This window comes from Xanthobacter cornucopiae, assembly GCF_043195065.2.
Taxonomy (GTDB): domain Bacteria; phylum Pseudomonadota; class Alphaproteobacteria; order Rhizobiales; family Xanthobacteraceae; genus Xanthobacter.
On the sequence record NZ_CM195531.1, the window covers coordinates 177,366 to 201,742 of the forward strand.

Genomic DNA, 24,377 nt, shown 5'->3' on the forward strand with positions numbered 1-24,377 from the left:
CAGGTCATTTGGTGACCTTGGCCTTGGTCGGGGCGGGGACGGTGACCTGCTCCAGCTTCAGGTCGGCCACGCCGGCGGCGATGGTGGCGCCGGTGATGCCTTCCAGCGACAGGGGCTGCAGGGCGATGGTCTGGGTGGAGCCGCCGACCAGCACGTTCACGCCGCCGCCGATGGCCCAGGCCGCATTGGCCGACACGCCGAGATAGGTGCCGGCGAGGGCGCCGGGGCCGACATCCACGGTGGGGGCGAACACGGCCCACGACAGGGTGTTGCCGGAGGTCACGCCGATGTCGATGCCGAAGCGCGACACGGTGCCCTTGTAGGTGCCCTTCACGGTGTAGGGCTCGATGCGGGAGGTGCGCAGCTCGCAGGCCAGGTCGCGCACGGAGCCGAGCACGAGGCCGACCGACGGCGCGACGGAGCACACCAGGACGCCGATCTGCACCTTCGGCGTCTCGGCGGCGGCGGCAGGCGTGGCCGCAGCGACGGCGACGGCGGCGAGGCCGATGAGGCCGGACATGATACGCATGAGATCCCCCAAAACGATGAGCAGAAGCGCGTGCCCGCAAGCCCGCGCCAAGCGCTGTTAGAGCCAGATCGTGGCGGTATTTCGCAAAGCCCCCAAAATGCTTGCGCCCCCGGCGATTGCGGGGGCGCAAGGGGAATTTACGGGAATATGATACCGCGCTAGATGGCTTCACCCATCTCCGATCCGCTCGGGCGCGGCTCCACGCGAATCGCCTGGAGCCGCGGCGGGGCGATCAGCGCAGCGACAGGTCGGCGACGCCGAGGGCGAGGTTGAGGCCGGTCTGGGCTTCCACCGACAGGGGCTGCAGGGCGATGGTGTTGTTGTTGCCACCCACCAGGGCGTTGGCGCCGAGGCCCGCGCCGACGGCGGCGTTGGCGGACGCGCCCACATAGTTGCCGCGCAGGCTCTCCGGGTTCACCGAGGACGACGGGGCGAACACGCCCCACACCAGCACGCCGGCGCCGCTCACGCCGATGTCGAGGCCGAGGCGGCGAATCGTGCCCTGATAGGCGCGGGTCTTGCCGCGACGGGTGGTGAAGGTGCAGCTCATGTCGCGCACCGAGCCGAGGATGAAGCTGACGTTGGGCGCCAGGTTGCAGCGCAGCTCGCCCACCTGCACGCGGGACTGGGCCGAGGCGGGCACGGCGCTGAGGGCGCAGAGGGCGGCGGCGGCGAGGCCGGCCTTGAAAATCGTCTTCATGATGTCGTTCCTCCTGGGGAAGTCCGCGGGTGTCCGATCCGCATGGCACGACGGCGCAGCCATAGCCCAGACTTCACGGCCGCGCCAACGCTTCTATGGGCGGCGGTTTATGTTCCGCCGCCCCTGTTGCCGGCTCAGCTCAGCGCGCCGCAGAAGCGCTGGATGCGCTGGCAGGCTTCCTCGAGATCGGAGGTGGCGGTGGCGTAGGAGATGCGGAACGCCGGGCCGGTCCCGAACGCCGAGCCGTGCACCACCGCAACCCCTTCGGCTTCCAGCAGCTGGGTGGCGAACACCTCGTCCGAGGTGATCGTCACGCCCGACGGGGTGGTCTTGCCGATGGTGCCGGCGCAGGAGGGGAACACGTAGAAGGCGCCTTCCGGCTTCGGGCAGGTGAGGCCCTTGGTCTGGTTGAGCATGGCCACCACCAGGTCGCGCCGCTCCTTGAACACCGCATTGTTCGCGGCGATGAAGTCCTGGGGGCCGTTCAGGGCCTCGACCGCCGCCCACTGGGCGATGGAGGAGGGGTTGGAGGTGGACTGCGACTGCAGCGTGCCCATGGCCTTGATGAGGGCCTCCGGGCCGGCGGCGTAGCCGATGCGCCAGCCGGTCATGCAATAGGCCTTCGACACGCCGTTGAGGGTCAGCGTGCGGTCGTAGAGCTTGGGCTCGACCTGGGCCGGGGTGACGAACTTGAAGTCGTCATAGACCAGGTGCTCGTACATGTCGTCGGAGAGCACCCACACATGCGGATGGCGCAGGAGCACGTCGGTGAGCGCCTTCAGCTCGTCGTGGGTATAGGCGGCGCCCGACGGATTCGACGGCGAGTTGAAGATGAACCACTTGGTCTTGGGGGTGATGGCGGCTTCCAGCACCTCGGGACGCAGCTTGAAATTGTCCTCGAGATGGGTCTCGGCCGGCACCGGAACGCCGCCGCAGAACTGCACGATGTCCGGATAGCTCACCCAATAGGGGGCGGGGATCACCACCTCGTCGCCGGCGTCCAGGGTGGCGAGCAGCGCGTTGAACAGCACCTGCTTGCCGCCGGTGCCGACCGACACCTGCGCGGGCTTGTAGTCGAGGTCGTTGTCGCGCTTGAACTTGCGGACGATGGCGGCCTTCAGCTCGGGAATGCCGTCCACCGCGGTGTACTTGGTCTCGCCGCGGCGGATGGCGGCGATGGCCGCTTCCTTGATGTTGTCGGGGGTGTCGAAGTCCGGCTCGCCGGCGGACAGCGCGATGATGTCCCGGCCCGCTGCCTTCAGTTCCCGCGCCTTGTTGGAAATGGCGATGGTGGGCGAGGGGTTGATTCGCTTCAGGGCGGACGAAATCAGGCTCATGGCCGGTGGCTCCGGACGCGCCCGCCCGCAGCGGCGCATCCGCGGCGGCCGTAAGGCGCAGGTGTGGCACGAATTGAGCGCCGCGGAGGCTCCGTCAGCGCGGGCGGACACTAGTTCAGCCGTCGCGCGGGAACAAGCGACGATGCGGAATGAAACACGCCGCGCGCCGTGATGAATCGGCGCGCCCCGCAGGCGCCGGGCCACCTTGCGTCGCCCCTCCGGCGACGCCACATGCGGGCCGATGGACCGCCGGAGGGCCTGGGGGATGACACGGTGCTGAAGCTTTATTCCACGCAGTCGTCTGGGAATTCCTACAAGGTGCGGCTGATGCTGGCGAAGCTCGGCCGGCCGTTCCAGCTCGCCGAGGTGGACATCTTCGCCGGCGAGCACCGCACTCCGGAGTTCCTGGCCCTCAATCCGGAAGGACGGGTGCCGCTGCTTGACGTGGATGGGCGCCTGCTCGCGGAATCGAACGCCATCCTGTTCTATCTGGCCGAGGGCACCCGCTTCCTGCCCGACGATGCGTTCGCCCGCGCCGAGACTCTGCGCTGGATGTTCTTCGAGCAGAACAGCCACGAGCCCGGCATCGCCACGGCGCGGTTCTGGCTGACCCAGGTGCGCGGCGGGCGCGACCTGCGCACCCACGACGTGGACCGCTGGATGGAGGAGGGTTACGCGGCCCTCGCCATCATGGAGCGCCATCTCGCCACCACCGACTACTTCGCCGCCGGCCGGCTCACCATCGCCGATCTCGCCCTCTATGCGCATACCCATGTGGCGGAGGAGGGCGATTTCAGCCTCGCCGCCTTCGCCAGGGTGCGGGCCTGGCTTGCCCGGGTCGAGGCCGACCCGGGGCACGTGGACATGGGCTGGCGCCCGTCGGTAGCGGTCGCGGAGTGGGGAGAACTCGCGGTTCCGTGAGTCGAGGTCATGGTATCGCCATATTTTGGCGGGTCCCAGCCGTGGCACGGCCATAGTCCTCGGACACCTTCAAGCGTGCCGAAGCGACTGATTCGCCGGCCTGAACGTGGCGGAGCCACGATTCGTTCCGTGTGAGAGTGTCATGTTGAAGCCCCTCGCCGCCGAAGCCCATGTGCCCACCACCCGTCCCGCGGGTACGGGTCGCGTGCCATCGCGCGTCGGGCTGGGGGCGTTCGATCCCTGGCCGGGCGCGCCGCGCGCCCTGTCCGCCGCCGATCCCGACACGCTGGCGCGGGCCGTGCGCGCCCACAAGGCGGGGGACGCTTTCGCCCAGGCGGCGCTCACCCTCGCCTTGATGCTGGCCATCGGTGCGGTCGCGTTCGTGCTCAGCACCGGCCGGGCCGCTGCCGCGGGCGTGCTGGTGGAAGGGGTGGCCGACCATGCCGCCGTCCTGTCCGCCGTGGCCCTGGCCGGTGGCGGGTTGCTGCTGGCGGCACGGGCGCGGATGCGGCGCGCGCGGGTGCGCGCGGACGACCGCCGCCGGCGCTGAGCCTCCGGGCGCATGCTGGCCTGCATCGACATGCGAATGGAAAAAGGCGCCGGAGCATCTCCGGCGCCTTCTGTTTTTGGCGGGCCTGGGGCCCGGGCGCGCGTGCCCGGGCCGGGCGCGTCAGATGGCGTAGCGCAGGATGGCCGCGAGGTCGCCCTGGCCCGGCAGGTCGCCGCGGCGCACCGACAGCACGCGCCCGCCCGCCAGCAGGGTACGGCGGGCGATCTCGTCCACCACGCCATAGTTCACCGCGTCGGGCGCGGCGTCGAAGGTCACCGTGCCATCCTCCTCGTTGACCGAGCCGGACAGGGTGGCATCCATGTCCACCAGCAGGGTGTCCACGGCGCCGAAGGTGGCGGCGCGGGCCGCCAGCGCCACGTCGGCGGTGGCCCGGCCCTGGGCCTCGCGGGCGGCGTAGAGGGCGCCGAAGGCCTGGATCTCGGCGGCGTAGATGTCGTCGAGCACCTTGCGGGCGGCATCGGCCAGGACGTGGTCGGCGGTGTCGTCGGCGCTGCCCGAGATCACCGTTTCCGACAGGTGCGGATAGCTGCTGACCGACTTGTAGATGGAGGCGAGCGGCTCCGAGGCGGCCACGATCAGCGGGCGCTCATCGCCGGTCAGCACCGGGCGCAGGGCGTGCTCCACCACGCGGGCGTAGCGGGTGAGGGTGGCGTTCTCGCTGGTGCTCTCGCCGCTGCGCAGGCCGCTCTCGCGCTCCACGTGGCTGCGGCGTCCGAGCGCGTCGCTGAAGTCGCGCGGCAGGCCCGGCACCGCCACCGGATGGGGCGGCAGGTCCGCCGACACCTCCACGAGGCGCACCGCGCCGACGCCGATGGCGAGCACGTAGGCTTCGTGCGGGAAGGTCACGGAGCGGATGAGGGGCGCCAGGTGAAAGCGGTCGGACACTTCCACCGCGTTGGCCAGCTTGTTGGGCAGGCGGAAGGTGCGGATCTTCTCCGGTGTCGCGAAGATGGCGAGGCTGTTGGCCTGGTTGACCCAGAAGTCGTCATCCTCCACCAGCGCCTCGATGCCCTCCTGAATGGGCCACAAGGTGCGCTTGGCGACATCCACGGCCTCCAGTTCGGCCACCGCGGTCTTCAGAAGATTCTTGAGCTCGATGCGGTCGGCCTTGGTCTCTTGAGTGACCGGCGTGGTTCGCAGATAAATGGAGACGGCGGGCGAACCACGATAAGCCGCAAGCTTTTCGATCTGAGCGCGGGTCGGAAGGTCGATATGAAGCACGAACAAACTCCGTTCTGTATGCCCGCAGTTTAGGCCAAGTTCGTGTCTGAACCTTGATATGAGGCAAAAACTCTTTTCCGCCGCGGGCGGAAACGAAGCGGAAGGCAGGGAGGCGCCGGTGGTTCGTGGTCTCGGGTGCAGGCGCTGTGAAGGTCGTTCCGGTGCTCCCGCGCGGCGGGGCGCGGCCGTGTTCCGGGCGGCGGTGCGGGCGGCGGGCCTGCTCCTCGTCCTGGGGGCGGGCGCGGCGCCGGCCCGGGCCGTGCCGGACAAGCCGGTGCGGTTCGCCGGCGAGATGGTGCGGGTCGATGCCTTCGCGTCCGGGCTCGACCATCCCTGGGGCATGGCCTTCCTGCCGGACGGCCGGCTGCTGGTCACCGAGCGGCCGGGACGGCTGCGGGTGGTGGAGCGCAATGGCGTGGTGGGTCCTGCGCTCGCCGGAGTGCCGGCGGTGGCCGCGGTGGGGCAGGGCGGCCTGCTGGACGTGGCCCTGGACCCGGCGTTCTTCGACAATCGCTTCATCTACCTGAGCTTCGCCGAGCCGCGTGCGGACGGCCTCGCCACCGCCGTGGCCCGCGCCCGGCTCAGCGCCGACGCCGACGCGCTGACCGACCTCACGGTGATCTTCCGCCAGCAGCCGGCCTGGCCGGGGGGCGCGCATTTCGGCTCACGCCTGGCCTTCGCCCCGGACGGCACCTTGTTCGTCACTCTCGGCGAGCGGTTCGACCTGAAGGAGCGGGCGCAGGACCTGTCCACCACCCTCGGCAAGGTGGTGCGCATCAATCCGGATGGCTCGATTCCCCCGGACAATCCCTATGCGCGCGTGACCGGGGCCCGGCCGGAAATCTATTCCTATGGCCATCGCAACGTGCAGGGGGCGGCCATCGAGCCGGGCACCGGGCGGCTGTGGACGGTGGAGCACGGCCCGCGCGGCGGCGACGAGGTGAACCGGCCCATGCCCGGGCGCAACTATGGCTGGCCGGTGATCGGCTACGGGCGGCATTATTCCGGCGCCAAGGTGGGCGAGGGCACCGCCAAGACCGGGATGGAGCAGCCCCTGTTCTATTGGGACCCCTCCATCGCCCCGTCGGGCGCGGCCTTCTACGACGGAGCCCTGCTGCCTGCGTTCCAGGGGCAGTTGTTCGTGGGGGCGCTGGCGGGGGCGGCCCTGGTGGAAGTGAAGGTGCGCGACGGCCTGGTAATGGGCGAGGAGCGCCTGCCCCTGGGCGCGCGCGTGCGTGACGTGCGCATGGGGCCGGACGGTGCGCTGTGGCTGGCCACCGACTCGGCGGAAGGCCAGATCCTGCGGGTGGTTCCCGCCACCGCCCCGCGCGGCGGGCCGGCCGAGGATCAGAACTTGTGGAAGATGAAATAGGCGCCGGCCGAGATGAAGGCGAAGCCCACCAGGTGGTTCCAGCCCAGGGGTTCCTTCAGGTACAGCACCGAGAAGCCGGCGAACACGAGCAGGGTGATGACCTCCTGCATCGTCTTGAGCTGGGCGGTGGAATAGACCTCGGAGCCGAGCCGGTTGGCGGGCACCGCCAGGCAATATTCAAAGAAGGCGATGCCCCAGCTGGCGACGATGGCGAGCAGCAGTGGCGACGACTTGTACTTGAGATGCCCGTACCAGGCGAACGTCATGAAGACGTTGGAGGCGACGAGCAGCACGATCGGTGCGACGTGCGGAGGCAGAAGCGAGGAGAGAGGGGGCATGGGGCGACGCCGGAGGACAGGGGCCTTATCTCCTAATGCACGCCGGGCCGCGATGAAAGCGCGCGCCGGGCCCGGCCGGCGTCACGGTCGACATGGTTTATGAACATGCAGGATGCCCTCGAAGGGTGTGTAACCTCAGGGGGAATCATGAATTTGCGCGTTTTCGCGGCTGCGGGCCTGTGCCTGACGTTGGGCGGCTGTATCGCGAATCGCGGGCCGGCCCTGGGCGCGCGGGAGCTGGTGCCGCCGCAGCGGGGCATTTACGTCGGCTCCCTTTATTATGTGCAGGAGCGGCCCAGCGCGCGGCTGGAGGCGCCGACCGAACTGGAATCCCTGTGCGATGTGCGGCCCGATCTCACGGTCTTCGGGGTCGCCAATCCCGTCGCCCAGCCGGTGGCCGACATCAACCTGCTCTTTGATACGCGGCTCCAGGGATCGCTCAGCGGCCTGTCCACCAAGCTGTTGTCGGTGGGCCTGTCCGGCAACGTCTCGGACTATTACGAGTAAAAGCTCACCAACGTCGCCAAATACACCATTTCGGAGGCCTCGGCGCAGACCGTGTTCGAGGGCCTCGCGGCGGAGCGCAGGTGCAAGGCTGCCCTGCGCCGGCACGCCAATGAAGGCATCTACCAGGTCAAGGCCACATATGTGGGCGACCTGGTGTTCCAGCGAAAGCAGGCCGCGGGCATCGACACCACGGTGGCGGCCAAGCTGGGCCAGGTGGAGCCCTCCATCAAGTCCACATTCGGCCAGACGCTCAACCTGGGATTTTCGGGCCAGGGGCTCGTCTTCTCGTTCGTGCCGATCCTGCGGAGCGGCTCGGGCATCTGAACGCCGGAAGGTGGCGCCGGGGGCTTTTCCTGCCGCGTTCCGGCGCCCATATTCGCCGCATGGCCAAAGCATCCCGCCCCGGAAAGCTCGGGGAGCGCTCCCAGCGCGCCTTCGAGCCGGCGCCCCAGCAGGCGCTCGACCCCGCCCTCGCCAAGTCCCTCGGGCTGGAGCCGGGGGACATCGCGCTCGATTTCGAGGCGTCGGGCGCCTCCGCCACGGTGCAGGCCCTCAGCAGCCTGATCGAGAACGGCCGCCCCGAGATCACCGGCCAGACCTGGGTGCCGCATCGTCCGCCGCGCCCGGAGAAGTCCGAGGGCGGCGTCGAGTTCGTGATGAAGAGCGAGTTCAAGCCCTCCGGCGACCAGCCCCAGGCCATCAAGGAATTGTGCGCCCAGGCGCGGGCGGGCGAGCGCGACCAGGTGTTGCTGGGCGTCACCGGCTCGGGCAAGACCTTCACCATGGCGAAGGTGATCGAGACGCTGCAGCGCCCCGCCATCGTCCTGGCGCCGAACAAGACGCTGGCGGCGCAGCTCTATGGCGAGTTCAAGAGCTTCTTTCCCGACAATGCGGTGGAGTATTTCGTCTCCTACTACGATTATTACCAGCCGGAAGCTTATGTGCCCCGGACGGATACGTATATCGAGAAGGAGTCTTCCATCAACGAGCAGATCGACCGCATGCGCCATGCGGCCACCCGCGCGCTGCTGGAGCGCGACGACGTCATCATCGTCGCCTCGGTGTCGTGCATCTACGGCATCGGCTCGGTGGAAACCTATTCGGCCATGACCTTCGACCTGAAGGTCGGCGAGCGCATCGACCAGCGCAGCCTGCTGGCCGACCTGGTGGCGCTGCAATACAAGCGCATCCAGGCCGATTTCGCCCGCGGCACCTTCCGCGTGCGCGGCGACGTGGTGGAGATCTTCCCCGCCCATTATGAGGATCGCGCTTGGCGCGTGTCCCTGTTCGGCGACGAGATCGAGAGCATCTCCGAGTTCGATCCGCTCACCGGGCAGAAGAGCGGCGACATGAAGAGCGTGCGCGTCTACGCCGCCTCCCATTACGTCACCCCGCGCCCGACCTTGATCCAGGCCATCGCCGGCATCAAGGCCGAACTGAAGGTGCGCCTGGAGGAGCTGTACAAGATGGGCCGCCTGCTGGAGGCGCAGCGCCTGGAGCAGCGCACCCGCTACGATCTGGAGATGATGGAGGCCACCGGCGCCTGTGCCGGCATCGAGAATTATTCGCGCTGGCTCACCGGCCGCAAGCCGGGCGAGCCGCCGCCCACTTTGTTCGAGTACGTGCCCGACAATTCCCTGGTGTTCATCGACGAGAGCCATGTGACGGTGCCGCAGATCGGCGCCATGTATCGCGGCGACTTCCGCCGCAAGGCCACGCTGGCCGAATACGGCTTCCGCCTGCCGAGCTGCATGGACAACCGCCCGCTGCGGTTCGAGGAATGGGAGGCGATGCGGCCGCAGACCGTGCATGTCTCCGCCACCCCCGGCGGCTGGGAGCTGGACCAGACCGGCGGCGTGTTCGTGGAACAGGTGATCCGCCCCACCGGCCTCGTCGACCCGCCGGTGGAGGTGCGCCCCGCCCGCACCCAGGTGGACGACCTTTTGGGCGAGATCCGCGCCGCCAGCGCCAAGGGCTATCGCACCCTCGTCACCGTGCTCACCAAGCGCATGGCCGAGGACCTCACCGAATACCTGCATGAGAACGGCATCCGCGTGCGCTACATGCATTCGGACATCGACACCATCGAGCGCATCGAGATCATCCGCGACCTGCGGCTGGGCGCCTTCGACGCGCTCATCGGCATCAACCTGCTGCGCGAGGGCCTGGACATTCCCGAGTGCGGGCTGGTGGCCATCCTCGACGCCGACAAGGAAGGCTTCCTGCGGTCCGAGACCTCGCTGGTGCAGACCATCGGCCGCGCCGCCCGCAATGTGGACGGGCGGGTGATCCTCTATGCCGACACCATCACTGGCTCCATGAGCCGCGCCATGGCCGAGACCACCCGCCGCCGCGAGAAGCAGGTGGCCTACAATCTGGAGCACGGCATCACGCCCGAGAGCGTGAAGAAGGCCATCGGCGACATCCTCAACTCCGTCTACGAGCGCGACCACGTGCAGGTGGACACCGGCCTGATGGAGGAGGGAGCGGCGTTCGGCCACAACCTCAAGACCGTCATTGCCGACCTGGAAAAGCGCATGCGCGCCGCCGCCTCCGACCTCGACTTCGAGACCGCGGCCCGCCTGCGCGACGAGATCCGCCGCCTGGAGGCCACCGAGCTGGCGGTGGCCGACGACCCCATGGCCCGCCAGGAGGCGGTGGACGACCGCACCGGCGGCTTCAAGGGGCCGCGCAAATACGGCCGCGCCGCCAACCTGCCGCCGGATGCGGCCCGAGGCCGGAGCGGAAAGGGCGTCGCTTCACGGGAGGGAACCGCGAAGGGCGGGGCGGCCAAGGCGCCGGGTTCCACGGCGCCGGTTTCCACGGCGCCTGTGTCCACGGGTCCGTCGTCCGCGCTTTCCGCGCGCGGGCGCGGTGCCAGGACGGCCGCGCCCGAGACCCCGCTGCCGGCGGACGAGGTGCCCGGCAAGGCCGCCGCGCCGGCGCGTACGTCGACCGCGAAAACCGATCTGGAGGCCGCCCTGGAAAGATTGGCGGAACGGCAGGCGCCCTATGCGGCGCCCCGCGCCGGGCGGGCGCACAAGCCGTCCCTGGACGACATGGGTCCTGGCACCGACCGCGCCGTTCCGTTGTCGGAAGACAGCTTCCGCCCCGGCCCACGCCCCGACCCAGGCACCAAGGGCTATCGCAAGGGCGGCCGGCGGAAGGGGTGAGGCCGCAGGCGCCGTCCGGCCGGTCGCATCAGGGCGGGGGGCGCCGGCTGACTGTGCCCACCACCAGTTCGTCGATTTCCAGGTGTCGGATGCGGGCGCGGCCGACGAACAGCCGGCCAATGGCGAGGGCGCCCAGGGCCACCGCGCCCACCGCGAGCGCGCCAATGGCCAGGGCCCCGATGGCGCCGGTTCCGCTCGCGCCCGCGCCCACGGCCAGGGCAGGAATCTTCAGGCTCGCAGCCGGCGCTGGCGGAGCGGGTTCAGCCACGGCGGGCCCGGGCTCCCGCGGCGGTTCCATGTCGGGGGTGGTGTCGACGGTTCGTCTGGTCATTCTGGGCCTGCGTGCGGTTGGATGAGCCCGTGCTTGTATCCCCCGGAGCGCCTGGGATGTGCTGCCGCGAGGTGTGGGAACATACCATGGCTTGTGTTTCGGCCCTGTCTCCGTCGTTCAGCGCGGGTGTCGCGCGGCCTCTTCCGCCCGAAAACGCCGCGGTGGTGACGTGGAGCATGAGCGACCCGCCGTCCCGCGGATCGCGTCGTCCGGATTGGAAGAGGCCCGGCTCGCGCGGGCGGACGCGGCGTTTCCGTATGGTGACAGCCCTTGTGATAACGCGGGTGGCGACGTTCGCCACGGACCCGTCCGTTATGTTACCTCGCGACATGGGCGTGGTCGCTGGGGAGGGTAAAACATGGAAACGGCGCTGCTGTTCAAGATTCTCTACATCGTCGCCATCGTCGCCGAGGCCATGACGGCGGCGCTGGCGGCGGGGCGGCGCGAGATGGACTGGGTGGGGGTGTGCCTGCTCGGCTCGGTCACGGCGCTGGGCGGCGGCTCGGTGCGCGACGTGCTGCTGGGGCGCCATCCGCTATCGTGGATCGAGCATCCCTCTTACCTGCTCATCACCTCCGGGGCGGCGCTGGGCACCATCTTCATCGCCCGCTACATGCACCACCTGCGCTACCTGTTCCTGTTCCTGGATGCGGTGGGGCTGGTGGTGTTCACCCTCATCGGCTGCAACGTGGCCCTCAGCCTGGGCATGCCGGTCATCATCGTCATCGCCTCGGGCATGATTACGGGCTGTGTCGGCGGCGTGCTGCGCGACATCCTGTGCGCCGACGTGCCGCTGCTGTTCCGGGCCGAGCTGTACGGCACCGTGTCCATCGTTACCGGCGGGCTCTATGTGGGCGGCAAGTGGCTGGGCGTGCCGCACGACCATCTGCTGATCGGCACCATGCTGCTGGGCCTCGGCCTGCGCCTGCTGGCGCTGCGCTACGGCTGGCGCATGCCGAAGTTCGCCTATACCGAGACCCTGCATTGACGGCGGGGGGGCGCCGGCGTCACGGCACCAGATAGTGCGCGGACCAGTCCGCCCTCGGCACCTCGCTGCCCAGGGCGTAGCTGAACTCCCGGATGTCGAGGCCGTCGGCGGTGGTGCGGCAGCGGTAGGAGAGGCGGTACCAATGGCCGGCGCTGCGCACCGCCGCTCCGCTCGCGACGATGGTGTCGGCGCCCACCTGGGTGTCGGCGAAGGCGTAGGCCACCAACTCGTCGGGCCGCAGGTCATGATGCTCGCGGCTGATCACCCCCATGGCGCGGGCGTTGCAGCGCTGTTCGATACGCGTGGCGGGGTCGAGGTGAAGGATCATCTCGTCGCGTCGGGGGCTCGCAGCCGCGGCGCCGCCGAGGACGCAAGCGGCGCCCGCGCACAGGACGACGGCGGCGGCGATGCGGCGATGACTGAAACGCAAGGGGGCATCCTCTTCCTGGGTCTCGCTTGGGGGCGACTTAAGTCGAATCTGTGGCGAGGATAGGGAGGCCCCGGCCGGCGCCGCCGCGTCGGTTGGTCCCGGCTGGCGGGGATTGGCGGCGGTCTGCTATTGTTCGATATATATGTGAAATACACAGCGCGGCGGGAAGCCCGCCGCCGCCGGGAAGCTCGCGATGGTGGACGCACCGAACCGACCCATGATCCTCGCCGTCCAGGGTGCCGACCGGGACGTCATCCAGACGCTGCTGGTGGCGGCGGCGCGGCGCCTGAAGGCCGATGGCGCCCATGTGATCGGCGTAGTGGAGGACATGGTGCCCGGCGTCGCCCATCACGAGGTGATGCTGCTCGACCTGGTGACCGGCGCCACCAACCGGCTGCATCAGGATCTCGGCCCCGGCTCCGCCGGATGCAGCCTCGATCCGGAGGGGCTGGCGGCGGCCTGCGCCGGGGTGGAGAGCGCCATCGCCGCGCGCGCGGCGGCGGGCGGCGGGGCGGGCGACACGGTGGTGATCCTCTCCAAGTTCGGCCGGCAGGAGGCCGAGGGTCGCGGGCTGACCGCCGCCTTCCATGCCGCGGTGGCGGCGGAATTCTCGGTGCTCACCTCGGTGTCGCCCTCGGTGTCCGCGGAGTGGGGCACGTTCGTCGGCGACATGGCCCGGGTGGTGCCGGTGGAGATGGACGCGGTGGACGCCTGGTGGCATGGCGCGCCAGCCCTGGCGCCCGGCTGATGGCGACGGGGGCTCTGCGAGCACGGCGGTTCGCCCGGTTCAGCGGCGCGGAGCGCCTGCAGGGGGAGGGGCCGCAGGCGGTCCCCCATCGGGCGAGACGTGCGGACGGCGGGCGGTCCCCATACCCGCACGTCCCATCATCCGCATTCGAGGCGGCGGGGGACGCTTCTGAGGCCCGCGGCAGCTTCGCTCCCGGGGCGGTTCCCGAAGGCTCAGCCGATCCGCCGCGGCCCGCCGGGCGGGGGCGACGGGGGCCGGGGGCGATCCTTTACAGCCCGATGTCGTCGAGCCGGCGGCCCTTGGTCTCGATGCGGAAGGCGTAGGTGACCACCGCGCCGAGCACCGAGGTGCCGGCGAGCACATAGAGCAGGGCGGCGGTGCCGATCTGCGCCAGCAGGATGGGGAACAGGAAGGCGGTGGCCACCGCCCCCAGCTTGGCGAAGGCGGCAGCAAAGCCCGCCCCGGTGCCGCGGATATGGGTGGGGAACACCTCGCCGGCCAGCAGGTAGGTCTGCGCGTTGGGGCCGAGATTGGTCATGAAATTGAACAGCATGAAGCCGGCGAAGATGAGCGCGAGGCGCGGCCCGTCGGTGTAGTAGGTGGACAGGGCGGCGATCAGCAGCCCGGCGGCGCAGCCGATGAAGCCGGCGATCTGCAGCGGAATGCGGCCGACCCGGTCGGCCAGCGCCACGGCGGCGGCGATGCCGACGATGAGCAGCAGGTCGATGGCGGCCGCCCCTTCCGCCGCCACCATGTCGTCGGCGATGAGGTCGGTGAGGTCCTGGGCGTGGGACGCGGCGACGCCGAGCGCGGCGGCCAGGATGGTGGGCGTGAAGATGCCGATACCATAGGTGCCGAGGTCCTGGAGGAACCAGGGCACGGCGGCAAGGATAGTGGCGCGCCGGTTGTGAGGGCTCAGCAGGGCCAGCGGATGGCGCTCGCCCTTGGCATGCGCCTTGTGCCCGGCGGCGAGCGTGATGGCCTTGGGATACTGGGGCTTGCGCCGCAACAGCCGGTGGGCCTCGCGCTCGGCCTCGGCGTGGCGGCCGTGGACCATCAGCCAGGAGGCGCTCTCGGTGACGTAGAAGCGGCCCACCGCCACCGCCAGCGCCGGCACCACGGCGACCGCGTACATGAGCCGCCAGCCACCCACATCGGTGATGTTGGAGAGCACCAGATAGCCCACCAGCGTGCCCATGAGGGCGCCCATGGCCTGGAAGCCGAACGCGCCGAGCACCAGGCGTCCGCGCGCCCGGGTGGGGATGCTCTCGGAAATCACCAGGTGCGCGGTGGGATAGTCGCAGCCGAGCGCCACCCCCATGCCGAACAGGAAGGCCACGGTCCAGCCGAAGCTGGGGCTGATCGACAGCAGGGCCAGGAACAGGATGAAGATCAGCATCTCGGCGACGAACATGACCTTGCGGCCGAGCTGGTCGGCGAGGCCGCCCAGCAGCAGCGCGCCCACCAGGATACCGGCGAGGCTCGCCGCGCTCACCAGCCCGTGCTGGAAGGCGTCCATGCCGAATTCCCGCGCCATCAGCGGCAGCGCCACGCCGGTCATGAACACGACGAGGCCCTCGAAGAACTTGCCCGCCGCCGCCAGCCACCAGATGCGCCATTGCATGGCGGTCATGGGCACGGCGGAAACCGGAGTGCCGTCAGGCCAGGCCGGAGCTTCATCGATATAGTCCTGGACCGAGCGGCCGGCCGCGTGGGGTGGGGAAGTGCGCATCTCGTTCATGGTGCCGTCCTCGACGATCGGCGTGAGGAAAACCTCTTTACCGTGAAACCGTTGTGACGCCGGGCGGCACTGGCGGCCGCGGCCGGGAGCCGCTATCGTCCTTTTGGCGCATGCGCGTGAAACTGGGGTGGCTCCGGCGGTTGCGCACGCCCCCCGCGACCGCACAGGCGCAGACGGTTTTCGGTATCCGCCGAACCGGCATCGCGCGGCTTGTCTGCGTCACTCGGTTGCTCGAGGCTGTCATGTATTCGCGTCGCTCCACTTCCGTGTCCGCCATCGCGCTGCTGGCGCTGGCGTCCGCCGTGCTCGCCGCCTGCCAGGGCTCCCCGGATAGCTGGGGAACCGCCGTGGTCAAGCAGACGGACGGCTTCGGCGATTATTCCGAGACCGTGGTCTCGGTGCCCAAGCCCACCGCCGGCCCGCGCCAGTTCCAGTGCACCGGCCCGTTTGCGCCCAATTCCACGGCGCTCAACCTGGCCGCCGATTTCGGCCAGTCCAATGTGGTCAGCGGCACCGTCACGTCGCCCGATGGCAGCACCTCGCCGGGCGTGGTGCTGCTGCCCAACGACCCCGCCCTGGCCATGGAAATCTCGTTCAAGGACCCGGGCGCGCTGGCCTCGCCGCGCCGCATCTCCTTCACCGAGGAGAGCGCCTGGACCGTGAACGGCATCGGTATCGGCACCAGCCTTGCCGACCTGGAGAAGGCCAACGGCGGCCCGTTCCGCATCCAGGGCTTTGGCGGCGAGGCCGGCGGCGTGGTGGCCGACTGGCAGAACGGGCGTTTCGCCAATATCGGCGGCGGCTGCCGGCTCGGCGTGCAGCTGGCGTTGCCGGCGACGGTGAGCGGGGCGACCCAGGGCAAGGTGTCCGGTCCGCGCCGGCTGGTTTCCACCGATGCCGCGGTGCGCGCCGCCAATCCAACGGTGGGCGTGTTCTGGATCAACTACCGCTGATCAGGTCCGGCGGATGGAGCGGTCGGCGAAGGCCCACACCCGGTAGCCGGTGAAGGTCCACACCAGGGTGACGCCAGTCGCCACCACCTGGGCAGCCAGGTAGTAGAGGCCGATCCGCTGCGCCAGAACCTCCATGAGCAGGGCGTTGAGCGCGAACGCGCCCAGCGCCACCACCGCGAATCGCGGCACGGCGCCGGCATGGCTGCGGGACGATTCGAAGGTGAACAGCCGGTTCAGGACGTAGGACACGACGGCGCCCACCACCGAGCCCATGACCGAGCCGAGGACGGGACCGGCCAGGCCCTGCTCCACGACCAGCGCCAGAGTGGCGAAATGGGCGCCGGTGGCCAGGAGGCCCACCCAGGCGAACGAGCCCACCTGCAGCACCAGGGGGCGATAGCGGCGCACGGCCCTGCGGATCTCAGCCACCGAACTTGTGAACACCTTGCAACGCTCCTTTGCGGGCGCCAGAGGGGAAGGCGTCTTCCGTCGCCGTAAATTATGGTCTAAGGAAGCCATCCAGAGAGCCGGCACGTGCGATTTTTCGCGCGTCACGCCGGCTGGAACCGCATCCGTCAGCCTCGTCGAGCGCGTGCGCCTCGGCCGGAAGCAGCGGAACTGATCCTGTTTGGGGGCGCGCGACCCGCGGCCCTTTTTTTGCGCCTGAACGTGCTTTGCCGCCCGAACATCGCGTCTGACGTGATTTTCGCTCCGGTGGCAGGGCGAACGCAGGCGCCAAGGTGAGCCAGAGCGCCAGAGAGACATGCCGAAACGCACAGATCTCGAAACCATCCTCATCATCGGCGCCGGCCCGATCGTCATCGGCCAGGCGTGCGAGTTCGATTATTCCGGCACCCAGGCGGTGAAGGCGCTGAAGGAGGAAGGATACCGCGTCGTCCTGGTGAACTCGAATCCGGCGACCATCATGACCGACCCGGACATGGCGGACGCCACCTATATCGAGCCGATCACCGCCGAGATCGTCGCCAAGATCATCGAGAAGGAGCGCGGCGACCGGTCCAGGGGCTTCGCCCTGCTGCCCACCATGGGCGGCCAGACCGCGCTCAACTGCGCGCTGTCGCTGAAGAAGATGGGCACGCTGGAGACTTTCGACGTCGAGATGATCGGCGCCACCGCGGAGGCCATCGACAAGGCAGAGGATCGCGAGCTGTTCCGGGAGGCCATGACCAAGATCGGTCTTGCCACCCCCAAGTCGCGCCAGATCAAGACCTTGTCCCAGGCGCTGGAGGCGCTGGACGAGGTGGGCCTGCCCGCCATCATCCGCCCGTCCTTCACCATGGGCGGCACCGGCGGCGGCATCGCCTACAACAAGGCCGAGTTCATCGAGATCGTCGAGCGCGGCATTGACGCTTCGCCCACCTCCGAGGTGCTGATCGAAGAGAGCGTGCTCGGCTGGAAGGAGTATGAGATGGAGGTGGTCCGCGACAAGGCGGACAACTGCATCATCATCTGTTCCATCGAGAACATCGATCCGATGGGCGTCCACACCGGCGATTCCATCACGGTGGCGCCGGCGCTGACGCTGACCGACAAGGAATACCAGATCATGCGCGACGCATCGCTTGCGGTGCTGCGCGAGATCGGGGTGGAAACCGGCGGCTCCAACGTTCAGTTCGCGGTCAACCCCGAGGACGGTCGCCTGATCGTCATCGAGATGAACCCCCGGGTGTCGCGCTCCTCGGCGCTGGCCTCCAAGGCGACGGGTTTTCCCATCGCCAAGGTCGCGGCGCGCCTCGCGGTCGGCTACACCCTGGACGAGATCGAGAACGACATCACCGGCGGCGCGACCCCGGCGTCCTTCGAGCCGACCATCGACTATGTGGTGACGAAGGTGCCGCGCTTCGCCTTCGAGAAGTTCCCCGGCGCCGAGCCGACGCTGACCACCGCCATGAAGTCGGTGGGCGAGGCCATGGCCATCGGCCGCACCTTCCAGGAATCGCTGCAGAAGGCGCTGCGCTCGCTGGAAACCGGGCTGACCGGCCTCGACGACATCGAGATCGAGGGGCTCGGCCAGGGCGACGACAAGAACGCCATCCGCGCCGCTTTGGGCACGCCCACCCCGGACCGGCTGCTCTATGTGGCCCAGGCCATGCGCCTCGGCCTTTCCGACGAGCAGATCCACGCCGCCTGCAAGATCGACCGCTGGTTCCTCACGGAGATTCGCGGCATCGTCGAGGCCGAGCAGAAGATCCGCCGCCTCGGCTTGCCGGCGACGCCGCAGGCGTTCCGCACGCTGAAGGCCATGGGCTTCTCCGACGCCCGGCTCGCCACCCTGGCCGGGCGCACGGAAGCCGATGTCCGGGCCCAGCGCCGGGCCCTCGCCGTGCACCCGGTGTACAAGCGCATCGACACCTGCGCCGCCGAGTTCGCCTCGCCCACGGCCTACATGTATTCCACTTACGAGGCGCCGTTCGCGGGGGCGTTCGCCGACGAGTCGCGCCCCTCCGAGCGCGAAAAGGTCATCATCCTGGGCGGCGGGCCGAACCGCATCGGCCAGGGCATCGAGTTCGACTATTGCTGCTGCCACGCGGCCTTCGCCCTGAAGGACGCGGGCTATGAAGCGATCATGGTCAACTGCAACCCGGAGACCGTCTCCACCGACTACGACACCTCGGACCGGCTCTATTTCGAGCCGCTGACCGCCGAGGACGTGCTGGAGCTGATCGCCCGGGAGAAGGCCAACGGCACCGTCAAGGGCGTCATCGTGCAGTTCGGCGGCCAGACGCCGCTGAAGCTGGCGAAGGCGCTGGAGGCGGCCAACGTGCCGATCCTGGGCACCTCGCCCGACGCCATCGACCTCGCCGAGGACCGCGACCGCTTCAAGCACCTGCTGGAACGGCTCGCCATCCGCCAGCCGGCCAACGGCATCGCCTATTCGGTGGAACAGGCGCGCCTGGTGGCCTCCGAACTGGGCTATCCCATGGTGGTGCGCCCGTCCTACGTGCTGGGCGGCCGGGCCATGCAGATCATCCGCGAGGAAAGCCAGCTCGGCGATTACCTCCTGGAGACCCTGCCGGGGCTGGTGCCGCAGGAGATCAAGGCGCGCTATCCCAACGACAAGACCGGCCAGATCAACACCGTCCTGGGCAAGAACCCGCTGCTGTTCGACCGCTACCTGTCCGACGCCATCGAGGTGGACGTGGACGCGCTGTGCGACGGCAAGGACGTGTTCATCGCCGGCATCATGGAGCACATCGAGGAGGCGGGCATCCATTCGGGTGACAGCGCCTGCTCGCTGCCGCCCTATTCGCTGAGCCCGCAGATTCTCGCCGAACTGGAAAAGCAGACCGCGGCCATGGCCCTGGCGCTGGGCGTCGGCGGCCTCATGAACGTGCAATACGCCATCAAGGATGACGACATCTACGTCCTGGAGGTGAACCCGCGCGCCTCGCGCACGGTGCCGTTCGTGGCCAAGGTCATCGGCCTGCCCATCGCCAAGCTGGCGGCGCGGGTGATGGCGGGGGAGAAGCTGGCGGGGTTCGAACTCGAGACTCCCGAGTTCGCGCACATCGCCATCAAGGAGGCGGTGTTCCCGTTTGCCCGCTTCCCTGGCGTCGACACCGTGCTGGGCCCGGAAATGCGCTCCACCGGCGAGGTGATGGGGCTCGACACCGACTTCGGCGTGGCGTTTGCGAAGAGCCAGCTCGGCGGCGGCACCAAGGTGCCGAAGGCCGGGACGGTGTTCGTCTCCCTGCGCGAGCAGGACAAGGCGCGCATCCTGCCCTCCATCAAGATGCTGCAGGGCCTGGGGTTCAAGGTCATCGCCACCTCGGGCACCCAGCGCTTCCTGGAGGAGCATGGCATCGTCGCCAGCAAGATCAACAAGGTGCTGGAAGGCCGCCCGCACATCGTGGACGCCATCAAGAACGGCGAGGTGCAGCTGGTGTTCAACACCACCGAGGGCGCGCAGGCTCTTGCGGACAGCCGCTCGCTCCGGCGCGCCGCCCTCTTGCAGAAAGTGCCATATTACACCACGCTGTCCGGTGCCGTCGCTGCGGCGCAGGGGATCGAGGCCTATGTGGGCGGGGAACTGAAAGTTCGCCCGCTGCAGGATTATTTTGACGCTGGCCACAGTCCGCTGACGCAAGGCAAGCCCTCCGCCGCCTGACGGACGGGCGGGGTGAACAGCGCGGGCGTTGCGGCGCCCGCGCCTATTTGTCGTCGGCGGGTGCTCATGCGCGGCTTTTTGCTCCGCACGGGGGGCCTGCATTTGTTCAAAACGCCGGAACGAAGGACCGAGCCCGCCCCCACCGTCGTCGCTGTCCCGCGGCGTTCGGGCCCGGCGGGGCGGTGGCATGGAGCCGGCCGGGGCGGGCCGATCTCCACCGGCGGGCAGAGGGCTGAGGGCCGTGCCACGAAGTTCCGCGTTGGGCGGGCACGGGAAAATTCATGCGTGATGGGCCACAGGACGCCGGGCGTCGTGCGCGCATCAGTTTCAGGAGGTCTTGAAAGGACCCATGGAGAAGATTCCCATGACCATCGGGGGCTATGCCGCCCTCGAGCAGGAATTGAAGCATCGTCAGCAGGTTGAGCGCCCGCGTATCATTGCCGCGATTTCCGAGGCCCGCGCCCACGGCGACCTGTCCGAGAATGCCGAATATCACGCCGCCAAGGAGCTGCAGTCGCTCAACGAGGGCCGCGTCGCCGAGCTTGAGGACAAGTTGTCCCGGGCCGAGGTGATCGACGTCTCCAAATTGTCCGGCGATGTGGTGAAGTTCGGCGCCACCGTGACCCTGGTGGACGAAGACACCGAGGAAGAACGGGTGTGGCAGATCGTCGGCGACAGCGAGGCGGATGCCAAGGCTGGCCGCATCTCCATTTCCTCGCCGGTGGCGCGCGCCCTGATCGGCAAGAAGAAGGGCTCGTCCGTCGAGGTGGTGACGCCCAAGGGCGCCCGGTCGTTCGAGATCGTCGAGGTGCGCTGGGCCTGAGGCCCTCCCGCCCCGGCGGGACGCGGCAGGTGGCGCGTCCGCCTGCCCATCGCCCTGGGCCGTGAGCCGCTTGCGGCTCAGCCGGCCGGTTCCTCCGGCGGGCCGGGATCAAGGTCCCGGCCCGGCTCCGGCCCACGCGGTGTCGAGATTGTCCCATGCCGGCCAGACGTGCCGGGGTTCGGTGCGGAAGCGCCGGGCGTCTGGAGGCTGGGTACCTGAATGCCGGGTACCTGGAGGCCCGGCGCCGGGAGGCCGGGCATGTGGGCGCCGGTCGGATCCATGCCGGGTGCGGTGCCGTACACCTCGCGCGTGAGGTCCACCCAGGCGCGGGCGGCGCCGGACAGATAGCCGCCGCGCCGCCACACCAGGGCCATGTGCCATTGGGTTCCGGGCTCGTCCAGGAGCACCAGGGCGACGGCCGGCGTGCGCCGCAGGGTGGCGATGGTCTGCGGCAGGAAGGCGACGCCGAGGCGCGCGCCCACCAGCTCCACGATGAAGTCGATCTGGCCGCTGCGGGCGGTGATGGCAGGGGAGAAGCCGTTGCGGTCGCAGGCTTCCAGCAGCACCTTGTTCAGGGCGAAGCCCTGTTCGAACAGGATCAAGGGCGAGGCGGCCAGCTGCGCGATGCCGATCTTGTCCGCCCCCGCAAGCGGGTGGTCCTTCGGCATCACCACCATCAGCGGCTCGCAGCGCACCGGTTGGAAATCGAAATCCTCGGAGGTGGGCAGCAGCGAGGCGGCCAGCTCCACCTCACCGGCCAACACGATCTCCTCCAGCCGTTTGGAGCCCTGCTCCGTCAGGCGGATATCGATGCCGGGATAGCGCGCGCGGTAGATGGCGAACAGCGGCGCGAACAGGGTGCTCGCCCCAAGCGGCGGCAGGCCCAGGCGCAGGGTGCCGGTCCTGAGCCCGCGCAGGTCGGCGAGCTCCGACACCAGGTTATCCCGCTCCGCCAGCATGGCCAGTGCCCGCCGGTAGACGATCTCGCCGGCGGCGGTCAGCACGCTCTTGTGCCCGATGCGGTCGAGCAGAGGCACGCCGAGCTCGTCTTCCAGCTGCTTGACCGCCTTGGAAATGGTCGGCTGGGTGGCGAACACCACCTTGGCGGCCTGCGAAAAGCCCCCCTGGCGCACCACCTCCACGAAGGCCCTGAGCGTGCGAAGTTCCATTTAATTCCCATATGGAATGATATGAATTCAGTCAATTCATTTTCATCATAGAGTGGAGGCGACTATCTTTTGGGTGACGGCACTGGAGGTGCCCCCCATGTCTGCCAAAATGCCTGTTCCCGTCCGCGCGTTCCGGCGTGGCGTCGTTTATTCCCGGGCGGCGCTGCACCGCTCGGGCCTGCTGCAGATCGCCGTTCTGGCGGTGTTCTGGATGCTTGGCGAAGCCCTGGTGCGGCTTGTCCATCTGCCGTTGCCGGGCGGCATCGTCGGCATGGCGGTGGTGCTGGCGCTGCTGGCCACCGGCTGGATCCGCCCCGTGGCGGTGCGGCGCGGCGCGTCCTGGCTGATCGCCGAGATGCTCCTGTTCTTCGTGCCGGCGGTGATGGCGGTGCTCGACCACCGCGAATTCGTCGGCGTGCTGGGCCTCAAGATCGTGGCGGTGATCCTGGTCGGCACCGTGCTGGTCATGGGCGGCACGGCGCTCACCGTGGACCTGTGCTACCGCTGGCGCGCCCGCCGGGAGGCGACCCGTGTCGGCGCTTGAGGCCCTCGGGCCACTGCTGGAGCGGCTGGAGCCGCTGAAGGGGCCGTTGTTGTGGTCGGCGGTGACCATCGGTGCCTATCTGGTGGCGCGCTTCATCGCCCGCCGCTGGCGCTTCTGGTGGACCTCGCCGCTGCTGCTCACTCCAATCATGGTGGGCCTCGTGGCCGTCAGCCTGCACGCGGGTTATGCGGAATACATCCGCGGCACCCATTGGCTGGTGCTGATGCTGGGGCCGGCCACGGTGGCGTTCGCCATCCCCATCTACGAGCAGCGGGCGGTCATTCGCCGGCATTGGCCGGTGCTGCTGCTGGGGGTGCTGGTGGGCAGCTCCATCGCCATGGTCGCGGCCTTCTTCATGGCCTCCTGGCTGGGGCTCGGCTCCACCATGCAGCTGAGCCTGATGCCGCGCTCCACCTCGACGCCCTTCGCCATGGCGGTGTCGGGCGACATCGGCGGCATTCCGGACCTGACGGCGGTGTTCGTCATCCTCACCGGCGTCGCCGGAGCAGCGCTGGGCGAGCTGATCCTGAAGGTGATGCCGCTGCGCTCGGCCCTGGCACGGGGCGCGCTGTTCGGCATGGGCGCGCACGGGGCCGGCGTCGCCCGGGCCCACCAGATCGGTGGCGAGGAAGGCTCCATCGCCGGCCTCGTCATGGTGCTGGCGGGCCTGTTCAATGTGATGATGGCGCCGGTGGTGGCCTTCCTGCTGCGCTGAGGGCGACCTCCCCCGGTGCTCCCCGGTGTCGGGTGAGGTCCACCGCATGGATGGTGGCGGCGATCAGCACCAGCGTGGCGCCGAGCTGATGGGCGAGGGCCAGGGGCAGGGGCACGTGCGCCAGCAGGGTGGCGATGCCCAATAGGGCCTGGGCCGTCACCAGGGCGAGCAGCACCGCCGCGCCGGCCGTCGCCGCCGGGTCCGCCCGGCGGGCGTCCCAGGCGTGCAGCAGGCTCACCCCCCACAGCAGGTAGGCGATCATGCGGTGGTCGAACTGCACGGTCAGGGCGTTCTCGAACAGGTTGCGCCACCACGGCCGGGCGGCGGCGAGCTGATCCAGCGGCGGGATCAGGTGGCCGTCCATGAGCGGCCAGGTGTTGAAGGCAAGGCCGGCGTCGAGCCCGGCGACGAGGCCGCCCGCGAACACCTGCGCCAGCACCAGCGCCACCAGCACGGCGGCGGTGGCGCGCAGCCGGGCCGGCGTCGGAGGCGCCTCCGGCGTGTGGCGGAGCGAGCGGGCGATGGCCACCACGGCGGCAAGGATCAGGCAGGCGAGGGTCAGGTGCACGGCGAGCCGGTATTGGCTGACGGAGGTGCGCGCGCTCAGTCCTGACGCCACCATCCACCAACCCACGGCGCCCTGGAGCCCGCCGAGCAGGAACAGGCCGGCGCAGCGCGCCAGCAGTCGGCCGCGAATGGCGCCGGTCAGGGCGAACCACGCAAACGGCAGCAGGAAGGCGAGCCCGATGAGGCGGCCGATAAGCCGGTGCGTCCATTCCCACCAATAGATGCGCTTGAAGGCATCGAGCCCCATGCCCCGGTTGAGAAGCTCATATTGGGGAATGGTCTTGTAACGGTCGAACTCGGCCTGCCAGTCGGTGTGCGAGAGCGGCGGCAGGGTGCCGGTGATGGGCTTCCATTCGGTGATGGAGAGTCCCGATTCGGTCAGCCGCGTGGCGCCACCCACCAGCACCATGATGACAATCAGCGCCGCCACGCCGTACAGCCACAGTCGCACCCGGCGGGTCGCGGCGCCGGGCGTGGCCGCCCACGCAAGGCCGCGTGGCGCAAGGTCCTGTGGCGCAAGGTCCTGTGGCGCGTGCCCTCTTGGCGCGTGCTCCATCGCGGCGCCTCCTG

General features: G+C 69.3%; 23 protein-coding genes and 1 pseudogene. 13 read left to right on the forward strand and 11 right to left on the reverse strand.

Features of this window, described 5'->3' with window-relative positions; genetic code table 11:
* Positions 1-4: 4 nt before the first annotated feature.
* The 3 genes from V5F53_RS00735 to V5F53_RS00745 form a co-directional block, all read right to left on the reverse strand.
* Positions 5-529 carry a DUF992 domain-containing protein gene (locus V5F53_RS00735; protein ID WP_393995869.1) on the reverse strand — a complete coding sequence of 175 codons (525 nt, stop codon included), beginning with the start codon at positions 527-529 and terminating at the stop codon, positions 5-7.
* Between the two features lie 232 nt (positions 530-761).
* The gene (locus V5F53_RS00740; protein ID WP_393995870.1) at positions 762-1,229 is read right to left on the reverse strand and encodes a DUF992 domain-containing protein; all 468 of its coding nucleotides are present in this window, start codon (positions 1,227-1,229) and stop codon (positions 762-764) included.
* 134 nt (positions 1,230-1,363) lie between these two features.
* Positions 1,364-2,566 (reverse strand): pyridoxal phosphate-dependent aminotransferase, encoded by a 1,203-nt coding sequence (locus V5F53_RS00745; RefSeq protein WP_393995871.1) that lies wholly within the window; start codon positions 2,564-2,566, stop codon positions 1,364-1,366.
* Between the two features lie 273 nt (positions 2,567-2,839).
* Here V5F53_RS00745 and V5F53_RS00750 point away from each other — a divergent pair, with 273 nt between their 5' ends.
* Both V5F53_RS00750 and V5F53_RS00755 read left to right on the forward strand, forming a co-directional pair.
* The gene (locus V5F53_RS00750) at positions 2,840-3,487 is read left to right on the forward strand and encodes a glutathione S-transferase family protein (RefSeq protein ID WP_393995953.1); all 648 of its coding nucleotides are present in this window, start codon (positions 2,840-2,842) and stop codon (positions 3,485-3,487) included.
* 142 nt (positions 3,488-3,629) lie between these two features.
* Positions 3,630-4,037 carry a hypothetical protein gene (locus V5F53_RS00755; RefSeq protein WP_393995872.1) on the forward strand — a complete coding sequence of 136 codons (408 nt, stop codon included), beginning with the start codon at positions 3,630-3,632 and terminating at the stop codon, positions 4,035-4,037.
* Between the two features lie 120 nt (positions 4,038-4,157).
* Here the strand turns inward: V5F53_RS00755 and V5F53_RS00760 are convergent, their stop codons facing one another.
* Entirely contained in the window at positions 4,158-5,279 is a 1,122-nt protein-coding gene (locus V5F53_RS00760) for a baeRF11 domain-containing protein (RefSeq protein WP_393995873.1), read from the reverse strand.
* Positions 5,280-5,466: 187 nt separating this feature from the next.
* Between V5F53_RS00760 and V5F53_RS00765 the strand changes: the two genes are divergently transcribed.
* Positions 5,467-6,651, forward strand: coding sequence for a PQQ-dependent sugar dehydrogenase (locus tag V5F53_RS00765; RefSeq protein WP_393995874.1), 1,185 nt, complete (start codon positions 5,467-5,469; stop codon positions 6,649-6,651).
* On the opposite strand, the gene V5F53_RS00770 is transcribed toward V5F53_RS00765, so the two are convergent.
* The gene (locus V5F53_RS00770) at positions 6,627-6,989 is read right to left on the reverse strand and encodes a DMT family protein (protein WP_393995875.1); all 363 of its coding nucleotides are present in this window, start codon (positions 6,987-6,989) and stop codon (positions 6,627-6,629) included. The two genes, V5F53_RS00765 and V5F53_RS00770, sit on opposite strands and share 25 nt — an antisense overlap.
* A gap of 147 nt (positions 6,990-7,136) precedes the next feature.
* On the opposite strand from V5F53_RS00770, the gene V5F53_RS00775 reads away from it, so the two are divergent.
* From V5F53_RS00775 to uvrB, 3 genes are read left to right on the forward strand one after another with little or no spacing between them, the layout of a single operon-like run.
* Positions 7,137-7,496, forward strand: coding sequence for a hypothetical protein (locus V5F53_RS00775; RefSeq protein WP_393995876.1), 360 nt, complete (start codon positions 7,137-7,139; stop codon positions 7,494-7,496).
* Between the two features lie 51 nt (positions 7,497-7,547).
* Positions 7,548-7,820, forward strand: a complete 273-nt coding sequence (locus V5F53_RS00780) for a hypothetical protein (RefSeq protein WP_393995877.1) — start codon at positions 7,548-7,550, stop codon at positions 7,818-7,820.
* A gap of 59 nt (positions 7,821-7,879) precedes the next feature.
* On the forward strand, positions 7,880-10,669 hold the full coding sequence (gene uvrB, locus V5F53_RS00785; protein ID WP_393995878.1) for an excinuclease ABC subunit UvrB: 2,790 nt from the start codon (positions 7,880-7,882) through the stop codon (positions 10,667-10,669).
* Positions 10,670-10,697: 28 nt separating this feature from the next.
* On the opposite strand, the gene V5F53_RS00790 is transcribed toward uvrB, so the two are convergent.
* Positions 10,698-10,937 carry a hypothetical protein gene (locus V5F53_RS00790; RefSeq protein ID WP_393995879.1) on the reverse strand — a complete coding sequence of 80 codons (240 nt, stop codon included), beginning with the start codon at positions 10,935-10,937 and terminating at the stop codon, positions 10,698-10,700.
* A 421-nt stretch (positions 10,938-11,358) separates the two neighbouring features.
* Between V5F53_RS00790 and V5F53_RS00795 the strand changes: the two genes are divergently transcribed.
* Positions 11,359-11,988 carry a trimeric intracellular cation channel family protein gene (locus V5F53_RS00795; protein ID WP_393995880.1) on the forward strand — a complete coding sequence of 210 codons (630 nt, stop codon included), beginning with the start codon at positions 11,359-11,361 and terminating at the stop codon, positions 11,986-11,988.
* Between the two features lie 19 nt (positions 11,989-12,007).
* Here the strand turns inward: V5F53_RS00795 and V5F53_RS00800 are convergent, their stop codons facing one another.
* The gene (locus tag V5F53_RS00800) at positions 12,008-12,418 is read right to left on the reverse strand and encodes a DUF930 domain-containing protein (RefSeq protein ID WP_393995881.1); all 411 of its coding nucleotides are present in this window, start codon (positions 12,416-12,418) and stop codon (positions 12,008-12,010) included.
* Between the two features lie 217 nt (positions 12,419-12,635).
* Here V5F53_RS00800 and V5F53_RS00805 point away from each other — a divergent pair, with 217 nt between their 5' ends.
* Positions 12,636-13,166 (forward strand): DUF2478 domain-containing protein, encoded by a 531-nt coding sequence (locus tag V5F53_RS00805; RefSeq protein ID WP_393995882.1) that lies wholly within the window; start codon positions 12,636-12,638, stop codon positions 13,164-13,166.
* A gap of 268 nt (positions 13,167-13,434) precedes the next feature.
* Here the strand turns inward: V5F53_RS00805 and V5F53_RS00810 are convergent, their stop codons facing one another.
* The gene (locus V5F53_RS00810) at positions 13,435-14,907 is read right to left on the reverse strand and encodes an MFS transporter (protein WP_393995883.1); all 1,473 of its coding nucleotides are present in this window, start codon (positions 14,905-14,907) and stop codon (positions 13,435-13,437) included.
* A gap of 242 nt (positions 14,908-15,149) precedes the next feature.
* On the opposite strand from V5F53_RS00810, the gene V5F53_RS00815 reads away from it, so the two are divergent.
* Entirely contained in the window at positions 15,150-15,860 is a 711-nt protein-coding gene (locus V5F53_RS00815; RefSeq protein WP_393995884.1) for a hypothetical protein, read from the forward strand.
* Here V5F53_RS00815 and V5F53_RS00820 read toward each other — a convergent pair whose 3' ends face one another.
* On the reverse strand, positions 15,861-16,304 hold the full coding sequence (locus V5F53_RS00820; protein ID WP_393995885.1) for a GtrA family protein: 444 nt from the start codon (positions 16,302-16,304) through the stop codon (positions 15,861-15,863).
* Positions 16,305-16,623: 319 nt separating this feature from the next.
* Between V5F53_RS00820 and carB the strand changes: the two genes are divergently transcribed.
* Together carB and greA are read left to right on the forward strand one after the other, a co-directional pair.
* Positions 16,624-19,989 carry a carbamoyl-phosphate synthase large subunit gene (gene carB / locus V5F53_RS00825; RefSeq protein WP_393995886.1) on the forward strand — a complete coding sequence of 1,122 codons (3,366 nt, stop codon included), beginning with the start codon at positions 16,624-16,626 and terminating at the stop codon, positions 19,987-19,989.
* Positions 19,990-20,338: 349 nt separating this feature from the next.
* On the forward strand, positions 20,339-20,812 hold the full coding sequence (gene greA / locus V5F53_RS00830) for a transcription elongation factor GreA (RefSeq protein ID WP_393995887.1): 474 nt from the start codon (positions 20,339-20,341) through the stop codon (positions 20,810-20,812).
* A 311-nt stretch (positions 20,813-21,123) separates the two neighbouring features.
* Here the strand turns inward: greA and V5F53_RS00835 are convergent.
* A pseudogene (locus tag V5F53_RS00835) lies at positions 21,124-21,981 on the reverse strand (LysR family transcriptional regulator); the annotation flags it as partial.
* A gap of 97 nt (positions 21,982-22,078) precedes the next feature.
* Between V5F53_RS00835 and V5F53_RS00840 the strand changes: the two are divergent.
* Positions 22,079-22,525, forward strand: coding sequence for a CidA/LrgA family protein (locus V5F53_RS00840; RefSeq protein ID WP_393995888.1), 447 nt, complete (start codon positions 22,079-22,081; stop codon positions 22,523-22,525).
* Between the two features lie 16 nt (positions 22,526-22,541).
* Positions 22,542-23,240 carry an LrgB family protein gene (locus V5F53_RS00845; protein ID WP_393995954.1) on the forward strand — a complete coding sequence of 233 codons (699 nt, stop codon included), beginning with the start codon at positions 22,542-22,544 and terminating at the stop codon, positions 23,238-23,240.
* Here V5F53_RS00845 and V5F53_RS00850 read toward each other — a convergent pair.
* Positions 23,197-24,363: a COX15/CtaA family protein gene (locus V5F53_RS00850; RefSeq protein ID WP_393995889.1), complete on the reverse strand. Its 1,167-nt coding sequence runs from the start codon at positions 24,361-24,363 to the stop codon at positions 23,197-23,199. The genes V5F53_RS00845 and V5F53_RS00850 overlap by 44 nt on opposite strands.
* Positions 24,364-24,377: the final 14 nt, after the last annotated feature.